33 protein-coding genes are annotated in these 19,916 nt (G+C 40.0%); all 33 read left to right on the top strand.

Annotated features, from left to right (window positions below):
- The first annotated feature begins 370 nt into the window (after positions 1 to 370).
- The 33 genes from IR083_RS17390 to IR083_RS17230 all read left to right on the top strand — a co-directional run bounded on the left by IR083_RS17390 (position 371) and on the right by IR083_RS17230 (position 19,916).
- Complete coding sequence (locus tag IR083_RS17390) at positions 371 to 1,864, top strand: OmpP1/FadL family transporter (RefSeq protein WP_006800266.1); 1,494 nt, start codon at positions 371 to 373, stop codon at positions 1,862 to 1,864.
- Between the two features lie 360 nt (positions 1,865 to 2,224).
- Positions 2,225 to 2,647 carry a 30S ribosomal protein S12 gene (gene rpsL / locus IR083_RS17385; RefSeq protein WP_006800265.1) on the top strand — a complete coding sequence of 141 codons (423 nt, stop codon included), beginning with the start codon at positions 2,225 to 2,227 and terminating at the stop codon, positions 2,645 to 2,647.
- A 163-nt stretch (positions 2,648 to 2,810) separates the two neighbouring features.
- Positions 2,811 to 3,287, top strand: a complete 477-nt coding sequence (rpsG, locus tag IR083_RS17380; protein WP_006800264.1) for a 30S ribosomal protein S7 — start codon at positions 2,811 to 2,813, stop codon at positions 3,285 to 3,287.
- 24 nt (positions 3,288 to 3,311) lie between these two features.
- On the top strand, positions 3,312 to 5,435 hold the full coding sequence (fusA, locus tag IR083_RS17375; RefSeq protein ID WP_006800263.1) for an elongation factor G: 2,124 nt from the start codon (positions 3,312 to 3,314) through the stop codon (positions 5,433 to 5,435).
- Between the two features lie 93 nt (positions 5,436 to 5,528).
- Entirely contained in the window at positions 5,529 to 5,834 is a 306-nt protein-coding gene (rpsJ, locus tag IR083_RS17370; RefSeq protein ID WP_006800262.1) for a 30S ribosomal protein S10, read from the top strand.
- Positions 5,835 to 5,872: 38 nt separating this feature from the next.
- On the top strand, positions 5,873 to 6,487 hold the full coding sequence (gene rplC, locus IR083_RS17365; RefSeq protein WP_006800261.1) for a 50S ribosomal protein L3: 615 nt from the start codon (positions 5,873 to 5,875) through the stop codon (positions 6,485 to 6,487).
- Positions 6,487 to 7,116, top strand: a complete 630-nt coding sequence (gene rplD / locus IR083_RS17360; RefSeq protein WP_006800260.1) for a 50S ribosomal protein L4 — start codon at positions 6,487 to 6,489, stop codon at positions 7,114 to 7,116. The genes rplC and rplD overlap by 1 nt, the downstream gene beginning before the upstream one ends.
- Positions 7,117 to 7,126: 10 nt before the next feature.
- A complete protein-coding gene (gene rplW / locus IR083_RS17355; protein ID WP_006800259.1) occupies positions 7,127 to 7,420 on the top strand; it encodes a 50S ribosomal protein L23 in 294 nt (97 codons plus the stop codon).
- A 7-nt stretch (positions 7,421 to 7,427) separates the two neighbouring features.
- Positions 7,428 to 8,252 carry a 50S ribosomal protein L2 gene (gene rplB / locus IR083_RS17350; RefSeq protein ID WP_006800258.1) on the top strand — a complete coding sequence of 275 codons (825 nt, stop codon included), beginning with the start codon at positions 7,428 to 7,430 and terminating at the stop codon, positions 8,250 to 8,252.
- Between the two features lie 22 nt (positions 8,253 to 8,274).
- Positions 8,275 to 8,544, top strand: coding sequence for a 30S ribosomal protein S19 (rpsS, locus tag IR083_RS17345; protein WP_006800257.1), 270 nt, complete (start codon positions 8,275 to 8,277; stop codon positions 8,542 to 8,544).
- A gap of 46 nt (positions 8,545 to 8,590) precedes the next feature.
- A complete protein-coding gene (gene rplV / locus IR083_RS17340) occupies positions 8,591 to 8,998 on the top strand; it encodes a 50S ribosomal protein L22 (protein WP_006800256.1) in 408 nt (135 codons plus the stop codon).
- A gap of 6 nt (positions 8,999 to 9,004) precedes the next feature.
- A complete protein-coding gene (gene rpsC / locus IR083_RS17335) occupies positions 9,005 to 9,763 on the top strand; it encodes a 30S ribosomal protein S3 (protein WP_006800255.1) in 759 nt (252 codons plus the stop codon).
- Between the two features lie 22 nt (positions 9,764 to 9,785).
- Positions 9,786 to 10,217 carry a 50S ribosomal protein L16 gene (gene rplP / locus IR083_RS17330; protein WP_006800254.1) on the top strand — a complete coding sequence of 144 codons (432 nt, stop codon included), beginning with the start codon at positions 9,786 to 9,788 and terminating at the stop codon, positions 10,215 to 10,217.
- Between the two features lie 5 nt (positions 10,218 to 10,222).
- Positions 10,223 to 10,420 carry a 50S ribosomal protein L29 gene (gene rpmC / locus IR083_RS17325; protein WP_006800253.1) on the top strand — a complete coding sequence of 66 codons (198 nt, stop codon included), beginning with the start codon at positions 10,223 to 10,225 and terminating at the stop codon, positions 10,418 to 10,420.
- A 6-nt stretch (positions 10,421 to 10,426) separates the two neighbouring features.
- Complete coding sequence (gene rpsQ, locus IR083_RS17320; protein WP_006800252.1) at positions 10,427 to 10,684, top strand: 30S ribosomal protein S17; 258 nt, start codon at positions 10,427 to 10,429, stop codon at positions 10,682 to 10,684.
- Between the two features lie 2 nt (positions 10,685 to 10,686).
- The gene (gene rplN / locus IR083_RS17315; RefSeq protein WP_006800251.1) at positions 10,687 to 11,052 is read left to right on the top strand and encodes a 50S ribosomal protein L14; all 366 of its coding nucleotides are present in this window, start codon (positions 10,687 to 10,689) and stop codon (positions 11,050 to 11,052) included.
- A gap of 20 nt (positions 11,053 to 11,072) precedes the next feature.
- Positions 11,073 to 11,390, top strand: a complete 318-nt coding sequence (gene rplX / locus IR083_RS17310) for a 50S ribosomal protein L24 (RefSeq protein ID WP_006800250.1) — start codon at positions 11,073 to 11,075, stop codon at positions 11,388 to 11,390.
- On the top strand, positions 11,390 to 11,953 hold the full coding sequence (rplE, locus tag IR083_RS17305) for a 50S ribosomal protein L5 (RefSeq protein WP_006800249.1): 564 nt from the start codon (positions 11,390 to 11,392) through the stop codon (positions 11,951 to 11,953). The genes rplX and rplE overlap by 1 nt, the downstream gene beginning before the upstream one ends.
- 1 nt (position 11,954) lies before the next feature.
- The gene (gene rpsN, locus IR083_RS17300) at positions 11,955 to 12,224 is read left to right on the top strand and encodes a 30S ribosomal protein S14 (protein WP_044216278.1); all 270 of its coding nucleotides are present in this window, start codon (positions 11,955 to 11,957) and stop codon (positions 12,222 to 12,224) included.
- A 128-nt stretch (positions 12,225 to 12,352) separates the two neighbouring features.
- Positions 12,353 to 12,748 (top strand): 30S ribosomal protein S8, encoded by a 396-nt coding sequence (gene rpsH / locus IR083_RS17295; protein ID WP_006800247.1) that lies wholly within the window; start codon positions 12,353 to 12,355, stop codon positions 12,746 to 12,748.
- A 22-nt stretch (positions 12,749 to 12,770) separates the two neighbouring features.
- A complete protein-coding gene (gene rplF, locus IR083_RS17290; RefSeq protein ID WP_006800246.1) occupies positions 12,771 to 13,325 on the top strand; it encodes a 50S ribosomal protein L6 in 555 nt (184 codons plus the stop codon).
- A 19-nt stretch (positions 13,326 to 13,344) separates the two neighbouring features.
- A complete protein-coding gene (rplR, locus tag IR083_RS17285; protein WP_006800245.1) occupies positions 13,345 to 13,689 on the top strand; it encodes a 50S ribosomal protein L18 in 345 nt (114 codons plus the stop codon).
- 5 nt (positions 13,690 to 13,694) lie between these two features.
- Entirely contained in the window at positions 13,695 to 14,213 is a 519-nt protein-coding gene (rpsE, locus tag IR083_RS17280) for a 30S ribosomal protein S5 (RefSeq protein WP_006800244.1), read from the top strand.
- A gap of 18 nt (positions 14,214 to 14,231) precedes the next feature.
- A complete protein-coding gene (rpmD, locus tag IR083_RS17275) occupies positions 14,232 to 14,408 on the top strand; it encodes a 50S ribosomal protein L30 (protein WP_006800243.1) in 177 nt (58 codons plus the stop codon).
- 30 nt (positions 14,409 to 14,438) lie between these two features.
- Positions 14,439 to 14,888 (top strand): 50S ribosomal protein L15, encoded by a 450-nt coding sequence (gene rplO, locus IR083_RS17270; protein WP_006800242.1) that lies wholly within the window; start codon positions 14,439 to 14,441, stop codon positions 14,886 to 14,888.
- Between the two features lies 1 nt (position 14,889).
- Positions 14,890 to 16,206 carry a preprotein translocase subunit SecY gene (gene secY / locus IR083_RS17265; RefSeq protein WP_006800241.1) on the top strand — a complete coding sequence of 439 codons (1,317 nt, stop codon included), beginning with the start codon at positions 14,890 to 14,892 and terminating at the stop codon, positions 16,204 to 16,206.
- Positions 16,207 to 16,217: 11 nt separating this feature from the next.
- Positions 16,218 to 17,018: a type I methionyl aminopeptidase gene (gene map / locus IR083_RS17260; RefSeq protein WP_006800240.1), complete on the top strand. Its 801-nt coding sequence runs from the start codon at positions 16,218 to 16,220 to the stop codon at positions 17,016 to 17,018.
- A gap of 18 nt (positions 17,019 to 17,036) precedes the next feature.
- A complete protein-coding gene (gene infA / locus IR083_RS17255) occupies positions 17,037 to 17,255 on the top strand; it encodes a translation initiation factor IF-1 (protein WP_006800239.1) in 219 nt (72 codons plus the stop codon).
- An 11-nt stretch (positions 17,256 to 17,266) separates the two neighbouring features.
- A complete protein-coding gene (ykgO, locus tag IR083_RS17250) occupies positions 17,267 to 17,383 on the top strand; it encodes a type B 50S ribosomal protein L36 (protein ID WP_006800238.1) in 117 nt (38 codons plus the stop codon).
- Between the two features lie 33 nt (positions 17,384 to 17,416).
- Positions 17,417 to 17,797 carry a 30S ribosomal protein S13 gene (rpsM, locus tag IR083_RS17245; protein ID WP_006800237.1) on the top strand — a complete coding sequence of 127 codons (381 nt, stop codon included), beginning with the start codon at positions 17,417 to 17,419 and terminating at the stop codon, positions 17,795 to 17,797.
- Between the two features lie 10 nt (positions 17,798 to 17,807).
- Positions 17,808 to 18,197, top strand: a complete 390-nt coding sequence (gene rpsK / locus IR083_RS17240; RefSeq protein ID WP_006800236.1) for a 30S ribosomal protein S11 — start codon at positions 17,808 to 17,810, stop codon at positions 18,195 to 18,197.
- Positions 18,198 to 18,306: 109 nt separating this feature from the next.
- A complete protein-coding gene (rpsD, locus tag IR083_RS17235; protein ID WP_006800235.1) occupies positions 18,307 to 18,915 on the top strand; it encodes a 30S ribosomal protein S4 in 609 nt (202 codons plus the stop codon).
- Positions 18,916 to 18,923: 8 nt separating this feature from the next.
- A complete protein-coding gene (locus IR083_RS17230; protein WP_006800234.1) occupies positions 18,924 to 19,916 on the top strand; it encodes a DNA-directed RNA polymerase subunit alpha in 993 nt (330 codons plus the stop codon).

The following is a 19,916-nucleotide window of genomic DNA, read 5'->3' as shown; positions in this document are numbered from 1 at the left end:
TGATAGAAAGAGCTGTGTGTTAAACAAACCAGTGTGTGTCTGTGATTTGTTGTATATTAAACAAATGTATGTGAAAATGGATTTTGCCTTAATTAAAATTAAGGATTGCGAGGAATGAGGAGTCCCTCAGTGATAGAGAATGGTGAAAAGACGTATGAGTCTCATTATAGTATTTTTTTAGTGTTGCAAAGGTACATTTTTTTCTTGAATGTAAATGTTATTGAGTCAAGATATTAGATATTCAATATAGTTGCATAAACAACAAATATTTGATTATCAGTAAGATAAAGTCGTATTTTTAACGTAGTTTCTTTTGAAACTAATATAATACTCATATCTTTGTCCCCTCATTTAACTAATTTTATTAATAATGAATAAGAAATCGCTACTGATAACCATTTTATCTCTATGTCAGGCCTCTTTTATTTTTGCAGGAGGTATATTGACTAATACCAATCAAAGTGCCCACTTTATCAGAATGGTTGCCCGTGATGCATCACTTCAGATTGATGCTGCATATACAAATCCTGCTGGTTTGGTGAAACTAAATGACGGATTCCATTTTTCATTTACTAATCAAAGTGCTTTTCAGACCAGAACTATTACTTCTACTTTTGCACCTTTCGCCGGTTTTGGCGGCAGCGCAACAAAAGAATTTGAAGGAACAGCATCAGCGCCTATCATTCCAAGTTTGCAGGCCGCCTATAAAACAGGTAAATGGGTGCTTTCCGGAAATATCGCGGTTACAGGAGGCGGTGGTAAGGCTACATTCGATAGAGGCCTTCCTTCTTTCGAAGCGCAGCTGGCCGTACTGCCCGGAACGGTTACTAAGTTAGGGGCATTGGTAGGACAGGCAATGCCAGGTGCTACATTGACAGCAAATCAGTATTCCGTGGATGCATATATGAGAGGTTCGTCATTTATATATGGCGCGCAAATCGGAGGCTCTTACGAAATAAACGATATGTTTTCTGCATATGCAGGTTTCCGCCTTAATATTGTGAATAATAAATATGAAGGACATTTGAGGAATATCATGATAAATCCTACGTCTAATGTTCCGGCTTTGGGTACAGGTACAATGGTTTCTGCTCCCGATTATTTTGAAGGACTGGCACAGAATCCTGCCCTTCCGGCGCAGTATAAACCAACGTTGGAAGGTCTTGCTACGAAGACTTCCGATATGTATCTTGAATCTTCTCAGTCGGGTTGGGGAATATCCCCGATATTAGGATTTAACTTCAACTATAAGAATCTGAATATTGGTATGAAGTATGAGTTCAAAACTGCGCTTAATGTAGAGAATAAAACAAAACGTGATGATACCGGACAGTTTAAGGATGGGGTAAATACAGCTCATGACATACCTGCGCTATATACAGTAGGGGTTTCGTATCAGATAACACCGAAGTTGTTGGCGAGTGTGGGTTATCACCATTTCTTCGATTCGGATGCAGGCATGGCAACAGTTACAAATCCTGCAAATACGTCGGAAAAAATTGAAAAGCAAAACTTTATTAATGGAGGGACAAATGAATATCTTGCTGGTATTGAGTATCAGATAGATCGCATGTTTCTTGTTAGTGCCGGAGGACAAATAACCCGTTATGGTGTAACTGACGGATACCAGACAGACCTGAGCTTTTCTTGTAACTCCTATTCTATTGGTTTAGGTGGTGCGGTAAATGTAGCTAAAAACGTAAAGATTAATGTCGGTTATTTCTGGACTACATACTCTGATTATGAGAAAAATTGGGATAATTATAACAATGTAATCCCTGCAGACCAGACTCCGGTTCCGGGTAAAGATATATTCTCTCGTACCAATAAGGTGTTTGCTGCGGGAGTGGATATTTCGTTTTAAGGTAGACCGTATACAAATTATATAATTAATAGTATAGGAGCAGGAAAGATCAAAATCTTTCCTGCTCTTTTTGATGAATGAATTTGATTAAATAATCGGAACGGAAATGAATTAAGCAGGTAATAACTAATCCGCTGAACCTAATAAGTTTATTCATTCGCTTTTTCTTATTTTTTTTTGTAATTATTTGTGTATCTTGCTGATTATGTCTACATTTGCAACCCGAATAAAGCATGAAAAGAGGCTTGTTTTGGTGGCAAATATTTGATTGTCATTGAAATAGCTTCTGTTTATTGTGTTGTTCGATAAAGTAAAATGTATAATAAAAATTGAATTTAAAGTTCTAAAGATTAAAACAAGATGCCTACGATTCAACAATTAGTAAGAAAAGGACGTACTGTTTTGGTTGAAAAGAGTAAATCCCGTGCATTGGATTCTTGCCCTCAACGCAGAGGTGTTTGTATTCGCGTGTACACAACTACTCCTAAGAAACCTAACTCAGCGATGCGTAAAGTGGCACGTGTGCGCTTAACAAACACAAAAGAGGTGAATGCTTATATTCCTGGAGAAGGACATAACTTGCAGGAGCACTCGATTGTACTTGTTAGAGGTGGCCGTGTGAAAGACCTTCCGGGTGTTCGTTATCACATTGTTCGCGGAACATTGGATACAGCCGGTGTTAACGGTCGTACACAACGTCGCTCTAAGTACGGAGCAAAACGTCCTAAACCGGGAGCAGCGCCAGCTAAAGGTGCACCAGCTAAAGGGGGTAAGAAAAAATAATCCCTTGAGGCAATCCCTTTAACCGAGATTTTTAATTAAGTATTAAAACGGTTTAAGTTTATTGGATAGGCTATACATGGGTTGAGTAAATGGTTCGGCGGAATCGTTGAAGACATCAGAAAATTGGCAACCAAAAACAAAAACAAAATTTTTTAAGTAAACAATGAGAAAGGCAAAACCAAAGAAAAGACAGATCCTTCCGGATCCTGTTTTCGGTGATGTAAAGGTTACAAAGTTTGTTAACCACTTGATGTACGATGGTAAAAAATCGACTGCGTTCGATATTTTCTATACAGCATTAGAAATTGTAAAGAAAAAATTACCAAACGAAGAAAAGTCTGCTCTTGAGATATGGAAAGCAGCATTAGATAATGTAACTCCGCAAGTAGAAGTGAAGTCTCGCCGTGTAGGTGGTGCAACATTTCAGGTTCCTACCGAAATTCGCCCTGACCGCAAAGAATCAATCTGTATGAAAAATCTTATCCTGTATGCTCGCAAGAGAGGTGGAAAGACTATGGCCGATAAATTAGGCGCTGAAATTACAGATGCATTCAATGGTCAAGGAGGCGCATATAAAAGAAAAGAGGATATGCACAAAATGGCTGAGGCTAACCGTGCTTTCGCTCATTTCAGATTTTAACAAAAAGGAAAGAGCTATAAACCGATGGCAAAAATTATCGACAATTTAAGAAATACAAGAAATATAGGCATCATGGCTCACATTGATGCCGGTAAAACCACTACCTCCGAACGTATTTTGTTCTACACAGGTCTTACTCATAAGATCGGTGAGGTACATGATGGCGCTGCCACTATGGACTGGATGGAGCAAGAACAGGAGCGTGGTATCACTATCACATCTGCTGCTACTACAGCGAGCTGGAAATATAATAATGAGGTATTTAAAATTAACCTTATAGATACTCCCGGACACGTTGACTTTACAGTAGAGGTAGAACGTTCGCTTCGTATCCTTGACGGAGCTATCGCTGCTTACGATGCAGTAAGTGGGGTAGAGCCTCAATCGGAAACAGTGTGGCGTCAGGCTGACAAATACGATGTGCCTCGTATGTGTTATGTGAACAAGATGGACCGTTCAGGTGCAGACTTTTTTGAAGTAGTTCGCCAGATAAAAGAAATGCTGAACGGAAATCCATGTCCGGTACAGATACCTATCGGTGCAGAAGAAAACTTCAAAGGAATCGTCGACTTAGTGAAAATGAAGGCGATGTACTGGCACGACGAAACTATGGGTGCTGACTACGAACTGGATGAAATTCCGGCAGAGTACTTGGCTGAAGCTCAGGAGTGGAGAGAAAAAATGCTGGAAAAAGCTGCTGAATGTGATGAAACATTGATGGAGAAATTCTTCGATGATCCTTCTTCTATTACTGAAGACGAAATACTTGCAGCGCTTCGTATCGGAACTCTTTCTATGCAGATCAACCCGATGTTTTGCGGTTCTTCATTTAAGAACAAAGGTGTACAACCATTATTGGACGGCGTATGTAAATTCCTTCCTAGCCCTATCGATACATTAGCTATCGAAGGAACAGATCCTAGAAACGGAAATACAATCGTACGTCACCCTAGTCCGGACGAACCTATGTGTGCCTTAGCGTTTAAGATCGCTACTGACCCGTTTGTAGGACGTTTGTGTTTCTTCCGTGTATATTCAGGAGAGTTGGCTGCCGGTTCTTATGTATATAATACCCGTTCTGAGAAGAAAGAACGTATTTCCCGTCTGTTCCAGATGCACTCAAACAAACAAAATCCTAAGGATGTGATTGGTTGTGGTGATATAGGCGCAGGTGTAGGATTTAAAGATATCCGTACAGGTGATACATTGTGTGATGAAAATAATCCGATTGTTCTGGAGTCTATGGACTTCCCTGAACCGGTTATCGGAATCGCAATCGAACCTATCACTCAAAAAGATGTGGATAAGCTTTCTAATGGTCTTGCTAAGCTGTCAGAAGAGGATCCGACATTCCGTGTGCATACAGATGAAGACTCAGGTCAGACAATCATCGAAGGTATGGGTGAGCTTCACTTGGAAATTATCATTGACCGTCTGAAACGTGAGTTCAAGGTGGAATGTAATCAGGGACGCCCTCAGGTATCTTATAAAGAAGCAATCTCTCAGACAGTAGAGCTTCGCGAAGTTTATAAGAAACAGTCGGGAGGTCGTGGTAAGTTTGCCGATATTATTGTTAAAGTTGGTCCTACAGATGCAGGATTCGAAGGTGAACTACAATTCATCGATGAAGTGAAGGGTGGTAACGTTCCTAAAGAATTTATCCCTTCTGTACAGAAAGGATTTGCTGCTGCAATGAAGAATGGTGTACTTGCAGGATATGCGCTTGATAAACTGAAAGTGGTGCTTGTAGATGGTTCATACCATACAGTGGACTCTGACCAGTTGTCATTCGAACTTGCTGCTAAGTTTGCATTCAAAAATGCTTGTGAGAAAGCAAGTCCGGTATTGCAGGAGCCTATTATGAAACTGGAAGTTGTTACTCCGGAAGAAAGCATGGGTGATGTAATTTCCGACCTGAACAAACGTCGCGGACAAGTGGAAGGTATGGAATCGAGCCGTTCGGGTGCGCGCATCGTAAAAGCAAAAGTGCCTTTGGCAGAAATGTTTGGTTATGTAACATCGTTGAGAACAATTACATCAGGTAGAGCAACATCAGCAATGACATTCTCTCACTACGAGGTAGTATCTCCATCGATTGCACGCCAGGTATTAACCGATGTTAAAGGACGCGTCGATCTAATTAAATAATAAAATACAGACTGCGGTTAGTAAATGACTCTTAATCGCAGTCTGAATCTATTTTATATAATAAATTTTTGAATAACTAATTAAAAACAGACAATGAGTCAAAAAATTAGAATTAAACTAAAATCTTACGATTACATGCTGGTAGACAAGTCTGCCGAGAAAATCGTTAAAACAGTAAAAGCAACAGGTGCAGTAGTAAGCGGTCCAATTCCGTTACCAACACACAAACGTATCTTTACTGTAAACCGTTCAACTTTCGTTAACAAGAAGTCTCGCGAGCAATTCGAACTATCTTCTTATAAAAGATTGATCGACATCTACAGCTCTACAGCTAAAACAGTAGATGCGCTAATGAAACTTGAGTTGCCAAGTGGTGTTGAAGTTGAAATCAAAGTTTGATGAATTTTTATACTAGTTTAAATAAATAATTAAGAGAAATGCCAGGATTATTAGGAAAAAAAATCGGAATGACATCCGTTTTCAGTGCCGAGGGAAAAAATATTCCATGCACTGTTATCGAAGTGGGTCCTTGTGTTGTTACTCAGGTAAAAACAGTTGAGAAAGACGGTTACGAAGCTTTACAGCTAGGGTTTGTTGAAAAGAAAGACAAGCACACAGCTAAGCCACAAGCCGGACATTTCAAAAAAGCTGGAGTAGCACCTCAAAGACACTTGGCCGAGTTCAAAGGAATTGAAGGTCGCAAACTAGGCGATGTACTTACTGTAGACTTCTTAGAAGATGCACAGTATGTAGATGTTATCGGAACATCGAAAGGTAAAGGGTTCCAGGGGGTTGTTAAACGCCACAATTTCGGTGGGGTAGGACAAGCTACTTTGGGACAACACAACCGTCTTCGTGCTCCGGGTTCTATCGGTGCTTGTTCTTACCCTGCGAAGGTATTTAAGGGAACAAGAATGGGCGGACAAATGGGTAATGTACGCACAACTGTCCAAAACCTTGAAGTAATTAAAGTGATTCCGGAACACAATCTTTTGTTGATTAAAGGCTCTGTACCGGGAAGTAAAGGTTCAATCGTAATAATTGAGAAATAATGGAACTGAGTGTATTAGATAAAAACGGTAAAGATACCGGTAAAAAAGTAGCGTTGAATGATGCTATTTATGGAATTGAACCTAACGAACACGTTCTTTGGTTAGATGTGAAACAATACCTGGCAAACCAACGTCAGGGTACTCACAAATCTAAAGAAAGAAGTGAAATGTCGGGAAGTACACGCAAATTGATCCGCCAGAAAGGTGGAGGTGGTGCACGTCGTGGTGATATCAACTCTCCGGTATTGGTTGGAGGTGCCCGTGTATTCGGTCCAAAACCAAGAGATTACAGCTTCAAATTAAATAAGAAAGTAAAGCAGCTTGCACGTAAATCTGCTCTTGCTACCAAAGCAAAAGGAAACCAGATCGTAATAGTTGAAGACTTCTCTTTCGATGCACCGAAAACAAAGGATTTCGTAGCATTGACTAAAAATTTGCAAGTGGCTGATAAAAAGATACTTCTAGTTTTGCCAGACCAAAATAAAAATGTATATTTGTCGGCTCGTAATTTAGAAAGAGTAAAAGTTGTAAAAGCTTCTGATTTAAATACTTACTCAATACTTAACTGTTCAAGTCTGGTATTGGCTGAGTCATCGGTTGCTGTTATAGATAACCTTTTAAAAGCATAAGAAGGATACTATGGGAATTATAATTAAACCAATATTAACAGAAAAACAAACTGCGATTTCGGAAAAATTCCCGAATCGTTATGGTTTTCGTGTTGCTCCAGATGCAAACAAAGTGGAGATTAAGAAAGCGATAGAAGAACTTTACGGCGTAACGGTTGAGTCAGTGAACACAATCAAATACGACGGAAAACGTAAAAGCCGCTACACTAAAGCTGGTGTAATCAGTGGTAAAACTTCAGCTTTCAAGAAAGCGATAATCACCCTTAAACAAGGTGAGAGTATAGACTTTTTTAGTAATATCTAAATAAAAAATGGCAGTACGTAAATTAAAGCCCACAACACCGGGGCAAAGACACAAAATTATTGGTACATTCGAAGAAATCACTGCAAGTGTACCAGAAAAATCCCTTGTAGTCGGTAAAAAAGCGTCAGGTGGCCGTAACAACCAAGGAAAGATGACAATGCGTTATCTTGGTGGTGGTCACAAAAGACAATTGAGGCTAATCGACTTCAAGAGAACAAAAGACGGAATACCAGCCACTGTAAAATCGATAGAATACGATCCGAACCGTTCGGCTCGTATCGCATTGTTATATTACGCTGACGGAGCAAAAACATATATTCTGGCTCCTCAGGGATTGGTAGTAGGTCAGACAGTGATGTCAGGAGCCGAAGCTGCTCCTGAAGTTGGAAATACATTGCCACTGGCAAAGATTCCAATTGGTACAGTTATTCATAACATTGAATTACGTCCCGGACAAGGAGCTAAAATGGTTCGTTCGGCAGGTGGATTTGCACAGTTGACTTCCCGCGAAGGAGACTATGCTATCATAAGAATGCCTTCGGGCGAAACACGCAAAATCCTATTGGCTTGTAAAGCTACTGTAGGTAGTGTAGGTAATTCAGATCATGCTCTTGAAAAATCAGGTAAAGCCGGACGCTCTCGCTGGCTTGGACGTCGCCCTCGCAACCGTGGTGTTGTAATGAACCCAGTCGATCACCCAATGGGTGGTGGTGAAGGTCGCGCTTCGGGAGGACACCCAAGATCACGTAAAGGATTGTATTCTAAGGGTCTTAAGACTAGAGCTCCTAAGAAACATTCTTCTAAGTACATAATCGAAAGAAGAAAGAAATAATAACCTGATTAATTAAGAAATTATGAGTCGTTCGTTAAAAAAAGGCCCGTATATTAATGTTAAGCTTGAGAAAAAAGTCTTGGCCATGAATGAGTCAGGTAAAAAAGCTGTAGTTAAGACATGGGCAAGGGCTTCAATGATCTCTCCTGACTTTGTAGGTCACACTATTGCTGTTCATAACGGAAACAAATTCATTCCGGTATATGTGACAGAAAATATGGTAGGACATAAATTAGGAGAATTCTCCCTCACACGTACATTCCGTGGACACGGAGGTAACAAGAAAAAATAATTGGAGCAGAAGCCAATAAATTAATTAAAAGAAAACATTAAAAATAATGGGTGCTAGAAAAAGAATAACAGCTGAAAAAAGAAAGGAAGCTCAAAAAACCATTTCTTTTGCCAAGTTGAACGATGTACCGACTTCACCACGCAAAATGCGCCTTGTGGCTGACATGATTCGTGGAATGGAGGCATTCAGAGCGCTTGGTGTATTGAAATACTCAAATAAAGAAGCTGCTGCCAGATTAGAAAAACTATTGCGTTCAGCTATCGCAAACTGGGAAGCTAAAAATGAACGTAAAGCAGAAAATGGTGAGCTATTTGTATCATTGATAAACGTAGATGGTGGCGCAATGCTGAAAAGAATGCGTCCTGCTCCACAGGGAAGAGGTTACAGAATACGTAAGCGTTCAAACCATGTGACCCTTCACGTAGATACACTAAATAAAGAAAATCAAAATTAATAGCAGATGGGACAAAAAGTAAATCCAATAGCAAATCGTTTAGGAATCATCAGAGGATGGGACTCTAACTGGTATGGAGGCAAAAATTACGGCAACACACTGTTGGAAGACAGCAAAATCCGTAAATATCTGAATGCCCGTCTAGCTAAAGCTAGTGTATCGCGTATCGTTATCGAAAGAACACTAAAACTTGTAACTATTACAGTTTGTACAGCACGTCCGGGTATCATTATCGGTAAAGGTGGACAAGAAGTAGACAAACTGAAAGAAGAGTTGAAGAAAATTACAGATAAAGATATTCAAATCAATATTTTCGAAATCAAAAAACCTGAACTGGATGCAGTTATCGTAGCTAACAACGTAGCACGTCAGGTGGAAGGCAAAATCGCTTACCGCCGTGCTATCAAGATGGCTATCGCTTCTACAATCAGAATGGGTGCCGAAGGTATCAAAATACAGATATCGGGCCGTTTGAACGGAGCGGAAATGGCTCGTTCAGAAATGTATAAAGAAGGACGTACTCCACTTCATACATTCCGTGCCGATATCGACTATGCACATGCCGAAGCATTGACTAAAGTTGGTTTGATAGGTATCAAAGTATGGATTTGCCGTGGAGAAGTTTACGGCAAGAAAGACCTTGCTCCTTCATTTGTTGCGTCTAAAGATGGTGGTCACTCTAACAACAGAGGTGGCGGCGACCGTCGTAACGACAGAGGCGACAGAGAACAGGGAAAAGGTTTCAAGAGAAATAAGAGAAAGTAATTAAAAAAACGTTTGAAGTAAAATGTTACAACCGAAGAAAACAAAATTCAGAAGACAGCAAAAAGGTCGTATGAAAGGTAATGCTCAGAGAGGGCATGAACTGGCTTTCGGTTCGTTTGGCATCAAAACCCTGGAGAACAAATGGATCACAGGGCGCCAGATAGAAGCGGCCCGTATTGCAGTAACTCGTTACATGCAGCGTCAAGGACAAGTTTGGGTTAGAATTTTCCCTGACAAACCAATCACTAAGAAACCTGCCGAAGTCCGCATGGGTAAAGGTAAGGGATCTCCTGAAGGGTTCGTTGCACCGGTTACACCTGGTAGAATACTATTCGAAATCGAAGGAGTATCTTATGATGTGGCAAAAGAAGCATTGCGCCTTGCAGCACAAAAGCTTCCTGTGACTACTAAATTTATAGTTCGCAGAGATTATGACTTAACTCAAAACGCTTAAGAAGTATGAAAATTGCAGAAGTAAGAGAACTTTCGGACAAAGAATTGAAAGAAAGATTAGATGCTGAAAAAATAGCATTAAACCAATTGGTGTTAAACCACAGTGTATCTCCATTGGATGCTCCGACTAAGATTAAAGAAAAACGTCGCGATATCGCACGTTTCTTAACAGAGATCCGCCACAGAGAACTAAAAAATAAATAAGAGCTGATGGAAACGAGAAATTTAAGAAAAGAAAGATTCGGGGTCGTTTTCAGCAACAAGATGGATAAAACCATCACAGTAGCTGTAAAATGGAAAGAAAAACACCCTATTTATGGAAAATTCGTTAACAAAACGAAGAAATATCATGCTCACGACGAAAAGAACGAGTGTAACATCGGCGACACAGTACGCATCATGGAAACTCGTCCGTTGAGTAAAACTAAAAGATGGAGATTAATCGAAATAATCGAAAGGGCTAAATAATTATGATACAACAAGAATCAAGACTAGTAGTTACTGATAACAGTGGAGCTAGAGAATGCTTATGTATCCGCGTATTAGGCGGTACAAGAAGACGCTATGCGTCTGTAGGGGATGTGATTGTGGTTGCTATCAAGAATGTAATCCCTTCGAGTGATATTAAGAAAGGTGCTGTAACAAAAGCTATCATCGTGCGTACTAAAAAAGAAATCCGCCGTGTAGACGGTTCTTATATCCGCTTCGATGACAATGCTTGTGTATTGCTAAACGCAGCAGGTGAAATCAGAGGAAGCCGTATTTTCGGACCAGTTGCCCGCGAACTTCGCGCAACTAATATGAAAATCGTTTCGTTGGCACCAGAGGTACTATAATCCATAAAACTAAAAAAGCAATGAGTAAATTACATATCAAAAAAGGCGATATAGTTTATGTGAATACCGGTGTCGACAAAGGTAAAACCGGCCGCGTACTGAAAGTGTTGGTTGAAAAGAACCGCGCTATCGTTGAAGGCCTGAACATGGTATCCAAATCTACTAAGCCTAACGCTAAAAGTCCTCAGGGAGGAATAGAGAAAAAAGAAGCTGCTATTCATATTTCAAACCTTAACGTAGTAGACCCTAAATCGGGAAAACCTACACGTATTGGTCGTAAAGAAGTGAATGGAAAGCTAGTACGTTACGCTAAAAAATCAGGGGAGGAAATTAAATAATGAGCAATACAACAACTCTTAGAACAGATTATAAAGACCGTATTGTAGCTTCTTTGATGAAAGAATTCGGTTATAAATCATCGATGCAGGTTCCTGTATTGAAGAAAATAGTAATCAACCAAGGTCTTGGTATAGCAGTTGCCGATAAGAAAATAATCGAAACAGCGATTAACGAAATTACAACTATCACCGGACAAAAAGCAGTAGCGACATACTCTAAGAAAGATATCTCAAACTTCAAGTTGCGTAAGAAAATGCCTATCGGTGTGATGGTTACACTGCGCCACGACAGAATGTATGAGTTTCTTGAAAGACTTGTACGTGTAGCATTGCCTCGTATCCGCGACTTCAAAGGTATCGAAAGCAAGCTTGACGGAAGAGGAAATTATACATTAGGTATCCAGGAGCAAATCATCTTCCCTGAAATTAATATCGACAATATTAGTCGTATTTTGGGAATGAATATTACCTTTGTAACTTCCGCGAAAACGGATGAAGAAGGGTATGCCCTGCTGAGAGAGTTCGGATTACCATTTAAGAACGCAAAAAAAGAATTGATATAAGATGGCAAAAGAATCAATGAAAGCTCGTGAGGTAAAAAGAGCTAAGATGGTTGCTAAATATGCAGCTAAGAGAGCGCAACTCAAAGCCGAAGGCGATTACGAAGCGCTGCAAGCTCTACCTAAGAATGCTTCACCAGTACGCCTGCATAACCGTTGCAGCCTTACAGGTCGTCCGAAAGGCTTTATCCGCCAGTTCGGAATTTCCCGTATCCAATTCAGGGAAATGGCTTCTAAAGGTTTGATACCGGGAGTGAAAAAAGCAAGTTGGTAAAAAGACAAAGAATGATAAATGAAGAATTATGAATTGATGCGTTCATTCTTCATTTTTCACTCTTTTATTATAAAAACAGTTTTTAAATATTGTCCCGACAGTCGGGATTAATTTAAATCAATTTAATCATGACAGATCCAATAGCAGATTATTTGACGCGTGTAAGAAACGCCATCATGGCTGGACACAGAGTTGTAGAAATTCCGGCGTCAAATTTGAAAAAAGAGATTACAAAAATTCTCTTGGAAAAAGGCTACATTCTTAACTATAAGTTTGTAGAAGAAGGACCTCAAGGCTCTATCAAAATAGCTTTGAAATACGATCCTGTAAATAAAGTGAACGCGATTAAGAAATTAATCCGTGTTTCGTCTCCAGGTCTTCGTAAATATGTAGGGTATAAAGATTTGCCTCGTGTCCTTAACGGACTGGGTATAGCTGTAGTATCTACCTCAAAAGGAGTGATGACAGACAAAGAAGCTCGCGAGTTGAAAGTCGGCGGCGAAGTAATGTGTTATGTTTATTAATTAAGGGGAGGATAGTAAAGTTATGTCAAGAATAGGAAAATTACCCATAAATCTTCCTGCCGGAGTAAATATTACTGTTGGCAAGGATAATTTAGTTACAGTAAAAGGACCAAAAGGAGAACTATCGCAAGAAGTTAATCCGGATATCAAAGTCTCTGTTGAAAATGGTGTGTTGTCAGTAACACGTCCATCTGATGAAAAAGCTCACCGTTCTTTACATGGATTGTACAGATCGTTGATCAACAACATGATTGTTGGAGTTTCTGAAGGATATCGCAAAGAATTGGAATTAGTAGGGGTTGGTTACCGTGCTTCAAACAACGGTCAGATCTTGGAACTTTCATTAGGTTATACTCACAATATCTTTTTGATGTTGCCAAAAGAAGTAAACCTTGAAACAAAATCTGAGAGAAACAAGAATCCGCTAATCATTTTAGAATCTTGTGATAAACAACTGATCGGTCAGGTTTGCTCGAAAATTCGCTCATTCCGTAAACCGGAACCTTATAAAGGTAAAGGTATACGCTTTGTCGGTGAAGTTATCCGTCGCAAGTCTGGTAAAACCGCAGGTAAATAAATCATAAACTGTAGTAATCATGGTAACAAAGACAGATAAAAGAAATAAAATAAAATTACGCGTACGCGGAAAGATCTCAGGAACTACCGAACGTCCGCGTCTGACAGTGTTCAGAAGCAACAAGCAAATATATGCGCAAGTTATCGACGATCTTACAGGTAAGACTTTGGCAGCGGCTTCGTCTCTCAAAATAACAGACAAAGCTCCTAAAAAAGAAATAGCTGCGAAAGTTGGCGAACTAATTGCTAAGAATGCTCAGGAAGCTGGTGTAACAACTGTGGTATTTGACCGTAACGGTTACCTGTACCATGGTAGAATTAAAGAATTGGCAGATGCTGCCCGTAACGGTGGACTTAAATTTTAATAGACATGGCAGGAGTTAACAATAGAGTAAAATCGACCAACGATATCGAATTAAAAGACAGGCTAGTTGCGATCAACCGTGTTACTAAAGTAACAAAAGGGGGACGTACATTCAGTTTCGCTGCTATCGTAGTGGTAGGAAATGAAGATGGTATAGTAGGCTGGGGTCTTGGTAAAGCTGGTGAAGTAACGACAGCTATAGCTAAAGGAGTTGAAGCTGCTAAGAAAAACCTTATCAAAGTTCCGGTACTTAAAGGAACAGTACCTCACGAGCAAGTTGCCCGTTTTGGAGGTTCTGAAGTACTTATTCGCCCGGCTGCTCCCGGTACAGGGGTGAAAGCAGGAGGTGCGATGCGCGCCGTACTTGAGAGCGTAGGTGTAACAGACGTATTGGCTAAATCGAAAGGTTCGTCAAACCCTCACAACCTTGTGAAGGCTACTATCGAAGCTTTAGGAGAGCTGAGAGATGCATACACTGTAGCTCAGAACAGAGGTATTTCTATGGAAAAAGTGTTTAAAGGTTAATTTGCAAAGAAACTTATTATGGCAAAGATTAAAGTTAAACAAGTTAAGAGCAGAATCAAGTGTCCGAAAGACCAAAAGTTAACTTTAGACGCTCTTGGGCTGAAAAAGTTGAACCGTGTAGTAGAACACGAAGATACACCTGCTATCAGAGGAATGATCAACAAAGTACACCATTTGGTTACTATTGTAGAGTAATTTAGTTTATAAGATAAAAAATATAAAAATATGAGTTTATCAAATTTGAGACCTGCTGAAGGATCAACTAAAACCGGAAAAAGAATCGGACGTGGTACGGGTTCAGGATTAGGTGGCACTTCCACAAGAGGTCATAAAGGAGCTAAGTCCAGATCAGGTTATTCTAAGAAGATCGGATTTGAAGGAGGGCAGATGCCTATCCAACGCCGTTTGCCTAAATTCGGATTTAAAAACATAAACCGAGTAGAATACAAAGCCATCAACCTGGATGTATTGCAACGTTTGGCAGAAACTAAGAAGCTTGCTAAAATCGATATTCAGACATTGATCGATGCAGGTTTTATTTCTTCCAATCAATTAGTGAAAATATTAGGAAACGGAGCCATCACTACAAAGGTAGATGTTGAAGCTCACGCTTTCTCAAAAACAGCAGAGGCTGCAATTCAAGCAATAGGTGGAACAGTAACTAAACTGAAGTAAGATGGGATTAGTAAAAACACTGGAAAATATATGGAAGATTGAGGATCTTAGAAAAAGACTCATGATTACCTTCTTTTTCGTGGTGATCTATCGCTTCGGAGTTCATATCGTTCTGCCAGGAGTAGACCCGGAAGCTCTTAATGCCCTTCAGGCTAAGACTTCAGGGGGTATTCTGGACATATTGAACATGTTCTCGGGAGGTGCATTTGCTAATGCATCAATTTTTGCATTGGGTATTATGCCTTATATCTCTGCTTCTATCGTTATGCAGTTGTTGGGTATGGCTGTGCCATATTTCCAAAAGCTACAGCGCGAAGGAGAAAGCGGGCGTACCAAAATGAACCAGTACACACGTTATCTGACAGTAGCCATACTTCTATTTCAAGGACCGGCATACCTGTTAGGTGCGCTGGGTGCGGCAGCTCCTACTTCATGGGAATTTCTTATTCCTTCAACCATTATTTTGGCCGGAGGTAGTATGTTTGTTCTTTGGTTAGGAGAGCGTATCACAGATAAAGGTATCGGAAACGGAGTCTCTTTCATCATTTTGGTGGGTATTATAGCCCGTCTGCCACATGCGCTTATCGGTGAATTTTCTTCACGTCTGGCAAGCCAGGGAGGTGGATTGGTAATGTTCCTTGCAGAGATTGTATTCTTATTGCTTATTATTTGCGGTGCAATTCTGTTGGTACAAGGTACACGCCGTATACCGGTACAATATGCAAAAAGAGTTGTAGGAAACAAACAATATGGTGGTGCACGTCAGTATATACCATTGAAGGTTAATGCTGCTAACGTGATGCCGATCATCTTTGCTCAGGCAATTATGTTTGTACCGATCTCTATTGCGGGATTCTCTACCGAAAAAGGCGGATTCTGGGGTTCTTTTATGGATCATACCAGTGTAGCATACAATGTTGTGTTTGCATTTCTTATTATTGCTTTCACATGGTTCTACACAGCTGTGACTATAAACCCTGTGCAGATGGCTGACGAACTGAAACGTAATAACGGATTTATACCCGGTATCAAGCCTGGGAAGAAAACAGCAGATTATATCGATTCTATCATGTCTCGTATAACATTCCCGGGATCATTGTTCCTGGCTATGGTTGCTATTCTTCCTGCGTTTGCCAGCTACTTTGGTGTGAGCCGTGAATTCTCACAATTCTTTGGAGGAACATCATTGTTGATTCTTGTTGGGGTTGTGTTGGATACATTACAGCAGATCGAAAGTCACTTGTTGATGAGACATTATGACGGTTTATTGAAATCGGGAAGAATCAAAGGTCGTTCTGGTTCAATTGCAGCATATTAAGGAGGTTATAAATGATATTTCTGAAAACAGACGAAGAGATCGAATTGATGCGCGAAGCCAATCGCCTTGTAGGTATGACCTTGGGCGAAATGGCAAAGCATATAAAACCGGGGGTTACTCCGGCTCAATTAGATAAAATTGCAAAAGAATTTATACAGGATCATGGAGCCAGACCTTCCTTCTTGGGATATAAGGGTGCTCCGGGCGCTGTGGATTTTCCGGGTGCAATTTGTGCTTCAGTTAATGAACAGGTTGTGCATGGATTTCCAACAGACTATGTTCTTAAAGACGGTGATATTATTTCTGTCGATTGTGGTACAGAGAAAAACGGATTTTGCGGTGATTCAGCCTATACATTTTGTGTAGGAGAAGTAGCAGAAGACGTGAAGGCTTTGCTTAGGGCAACGAAAGAGGCTCTTTATAAAGGAATAGAAAAGGCTGTAGATGGTAATCGCATAGGCGATATCGGTGATGCCGTTCAGACATATTGTGAGAAGCGTGGTTATTCGGTCGTTCGCGAACTGGTAGGACATGGTATAGGACGTAAGATGCATGAAGCGCCTGAAGTTCCTAACTATGGCAGACGGGGTACAGGTCCCTTACTCAAAAAAGGGATGTGTATAGCAATAGAGCCGATGATTAACATGGGAAGCAAAAATGTTGTTTTTGAAAGCGATGGTTGGACTATCAGAACCCGTGATCGTAAACCCTCGGCCCACTTCGAGCATACTGTGGCTATTCGTCAGGGTAAAGCTGATATTTTATCTACATTTGAATTTGTAGAAGCTGTTTTAGGAAATAACGCAATTTAAAAACCTTTTATTATATATATGGCTAAACAGGCAGCAATAGAACAAGACGGAGTGATCGTAGAAGCACTATCGAACGCAATGTTTCGTGTCGAACTTGAAAACGGACATGAAATAACAGCGCACATCTCAGGAAAGATGCGTATGCACTATATCAAAATACTTCCGGGAGATAGAGTACGTGTGGAAATGTCACCCTATGATTTATCAAAAGGACGGATTTCATTCAGATACAAATAAAAAACAAACATATGAAAGTAAGAGCATCATTGAAGAAGCGTACTGCTGATTGCAAAATTGTCAGAAGAAAAGGACGCTTATACGTTATTAACAAAAAAAATCCTAAGTACAAACAACGTCAGGGATAATTTATTAATTTTGCAAATTAATCGAAAAAATATATGGCAATAAGAATAGTTGGTGTCGATTTACCACAAAATAAAAGAGGCGAGATAGCCTTGACATACATTTATGGTATCGGACGTAGTTCTGCTAACAAAATCCTTGCTGAAGCAGGAATAGACAAAGATGTCAAAGTAAAAGACTGGAATGATGATCAGGCAGGTAAAGTGCGTGAAATTATCGCTGCCCAGTTTAAAGTAGAAGGGGACTTGCGTTCGGAAGTACAGCTCAATATCAAGCGATTGATGGATATAGGCTGTTACAGAGGTATCCGTCACCGTATCGGTCTACCTTTGAGAGGTCAGAGTACTAAAAATAATGCCCGTACACGTAAGGGTAGAAAGAAAACTGTTGCTAACAAGAAAAAAGCTACAAAATAATTAATTTGATATGGCAAAGAAAACAGTCGCAGCGAAAAAGAGAAACGTTAAAGTGGATGCTACAGGACAAGCTCATGTGCATTCTTCTTTCAACAATATCATTATTTCGATTACAAACAGCGATGGCCAGGTAATCAGCTGGTCTTCGGCAGGGAAAATGGGTTTCAGAAGTTCAAAGAAGAACACCCCGTACGCAGCTCAAATGGCAGCATCAGATTGTGCTAAAGTTGCATTTGACTTAGGATTGAGAAAAGTAAAAGTGTATGTAAAAGGACCGGGCAACGGACGTGAGTCTGCTATCCGTACTATCCATGCAGCAGGAATAGAAGTAACAGAAATCGTTGATGTTACTCCACTACCTCACAATGGATGCCGTCCTCCAAAACACAGAAGAGTTTAATCAAAATTTTAAATTTGGAACTTAAATTGTGATTTTGATTGCAAGTTTACCCTCTCTGTAATCGCGGCTGCACAATTTCAGCTTTCATCAATTATTAATTAGAAAAGAAATGGCAAGATATACTGGACCAAAATCAAAAATCGCCCGTAAATTCGGAGAGCCAATATTCGGACCTGACAAAGTTCTTTCTAAAAAGAACTATCCTCCCGGACAACACGGAAACGGAAGGAAGAAAAAATCGTCGGAGTACGGTATTCAATTGCGTGAAAAGCAAAAAGCAAAATACACATATGGTGTGCTTGAAAGACAATTCCGTAATATGTTTGACAAAGCGCTTTCATCACGTGGTATCACAGGTGAAGTGTTGCTTCAAATGTTGGAATCAAGATTGGATAACATCGTTTTCCGTCTTGGAATAGCACCTACGAGAGCAGCTGCCCGTCAGCTTGTATCTCACCGCCACATTACAGTGGATGGCTCAGTCGTGAATATTCCGTCTTATACAATCAAGCCGGGACAATTGATCGCAGTTCGTGAGAAATCAAAATCTCTCGAAGTAGTAAGTGAAGCATTGTCTGGGTTTAACCATAGCAAATACCCTTGGATCGAATGGGATGCAGCATCTATGACAGGTAAGTTTCTTCACCTGCCTGAGAGAGCAGATATCCCTGAAAACATTAAAGAGCAGTTGATCGTAGAGTTGTATTCTAAAAATTAATTAAATTCATGGCTATATTAGCATTTCAAAAACCGGATAAAGTATTGATGTTAGAAGCGGACGATTTCTTCGGAAAATTCGAATTTCGTCCCTTAGAACCCGGATATGGTATTACCGTTGGTAATGCTTTACGCCGTATTCTGCTTTCATCTCTTGAAGGTTTTGCTATCACTTCTATAAAAATCGACGGTGTTGAACATGAATTTGCCACCGTACCGGGTGTTATAGAAGATGTTACAAATATCATTCTGAATCTGAAACAAGTACGTTTCAAGCAGATAGTAGAAGAGATCGAAAACGAGAAGGTGAGTATTACAGTCTCAGGTGCCGAAGTATTCAAAGCTGGAGATATTGGAAAGCATCTGTCAGGATTTGAAGTATTGAACCCTGACTTGGAAATCTGTCATTTAGACAAGAACGCAAGCTTCCAAATCGAATTGAATATTAACAAAGGCCGTGGATACGTACCTGCTGATGAAAATCGCAATCTGTCCGACGATGTTAATGTTATAGCTATTGATTCTATTTATACTCCCATCCGTAATGTAAAATATTCGATAGAAAACTATCGTGTAGAACAAAAAACGGACTATGAGAAACTTGTTATAGAAATAGCAACCGACGGATCTATTCATCCAAAGGATGCATTGAAAGAAGCTGCAAAGATTCTTATCCACCACTTTATGTTGTTCTCTGATGAGAAGATTCTCCTTGAACAAAGCGAAGTAGATGGAAACGAAGAATTCGATGAAGAAATTCTGCATATGCGTCAGCTGCTTAAGACTAAGTTATCTGATATGAACCTTTCGGTTCGCGCTCTTAACTGTTTGAAGTCGGCAGAGGTAGAAACGCTGGGCGAATTAGTGCAATTCAATAAGAATGACCTTCTTAAATTCAGAAACTTTGGTAAGAAATCACTTACCGAGCTTGATGAACTATTGGATAGCCTGAGCCTGTCTTTCGGTATGGATATTTCTAAATATAAATTAGATAAAGATTAG

The sequence above is a fragment of the Dysgonomonas sp. GY75 genome (genome assembly GCF_015234155.1).
GTDB classification, from domain to species: Bacteria; Bacteroidota; Bacteroidia; order Bacteroidales; family Dysgonomonadaceae; genus Dysgonomonas; species Dysgonomonas gadei.
This window is presented reverse-complemented; position numbering and strand designations above follow the sequence as displayed.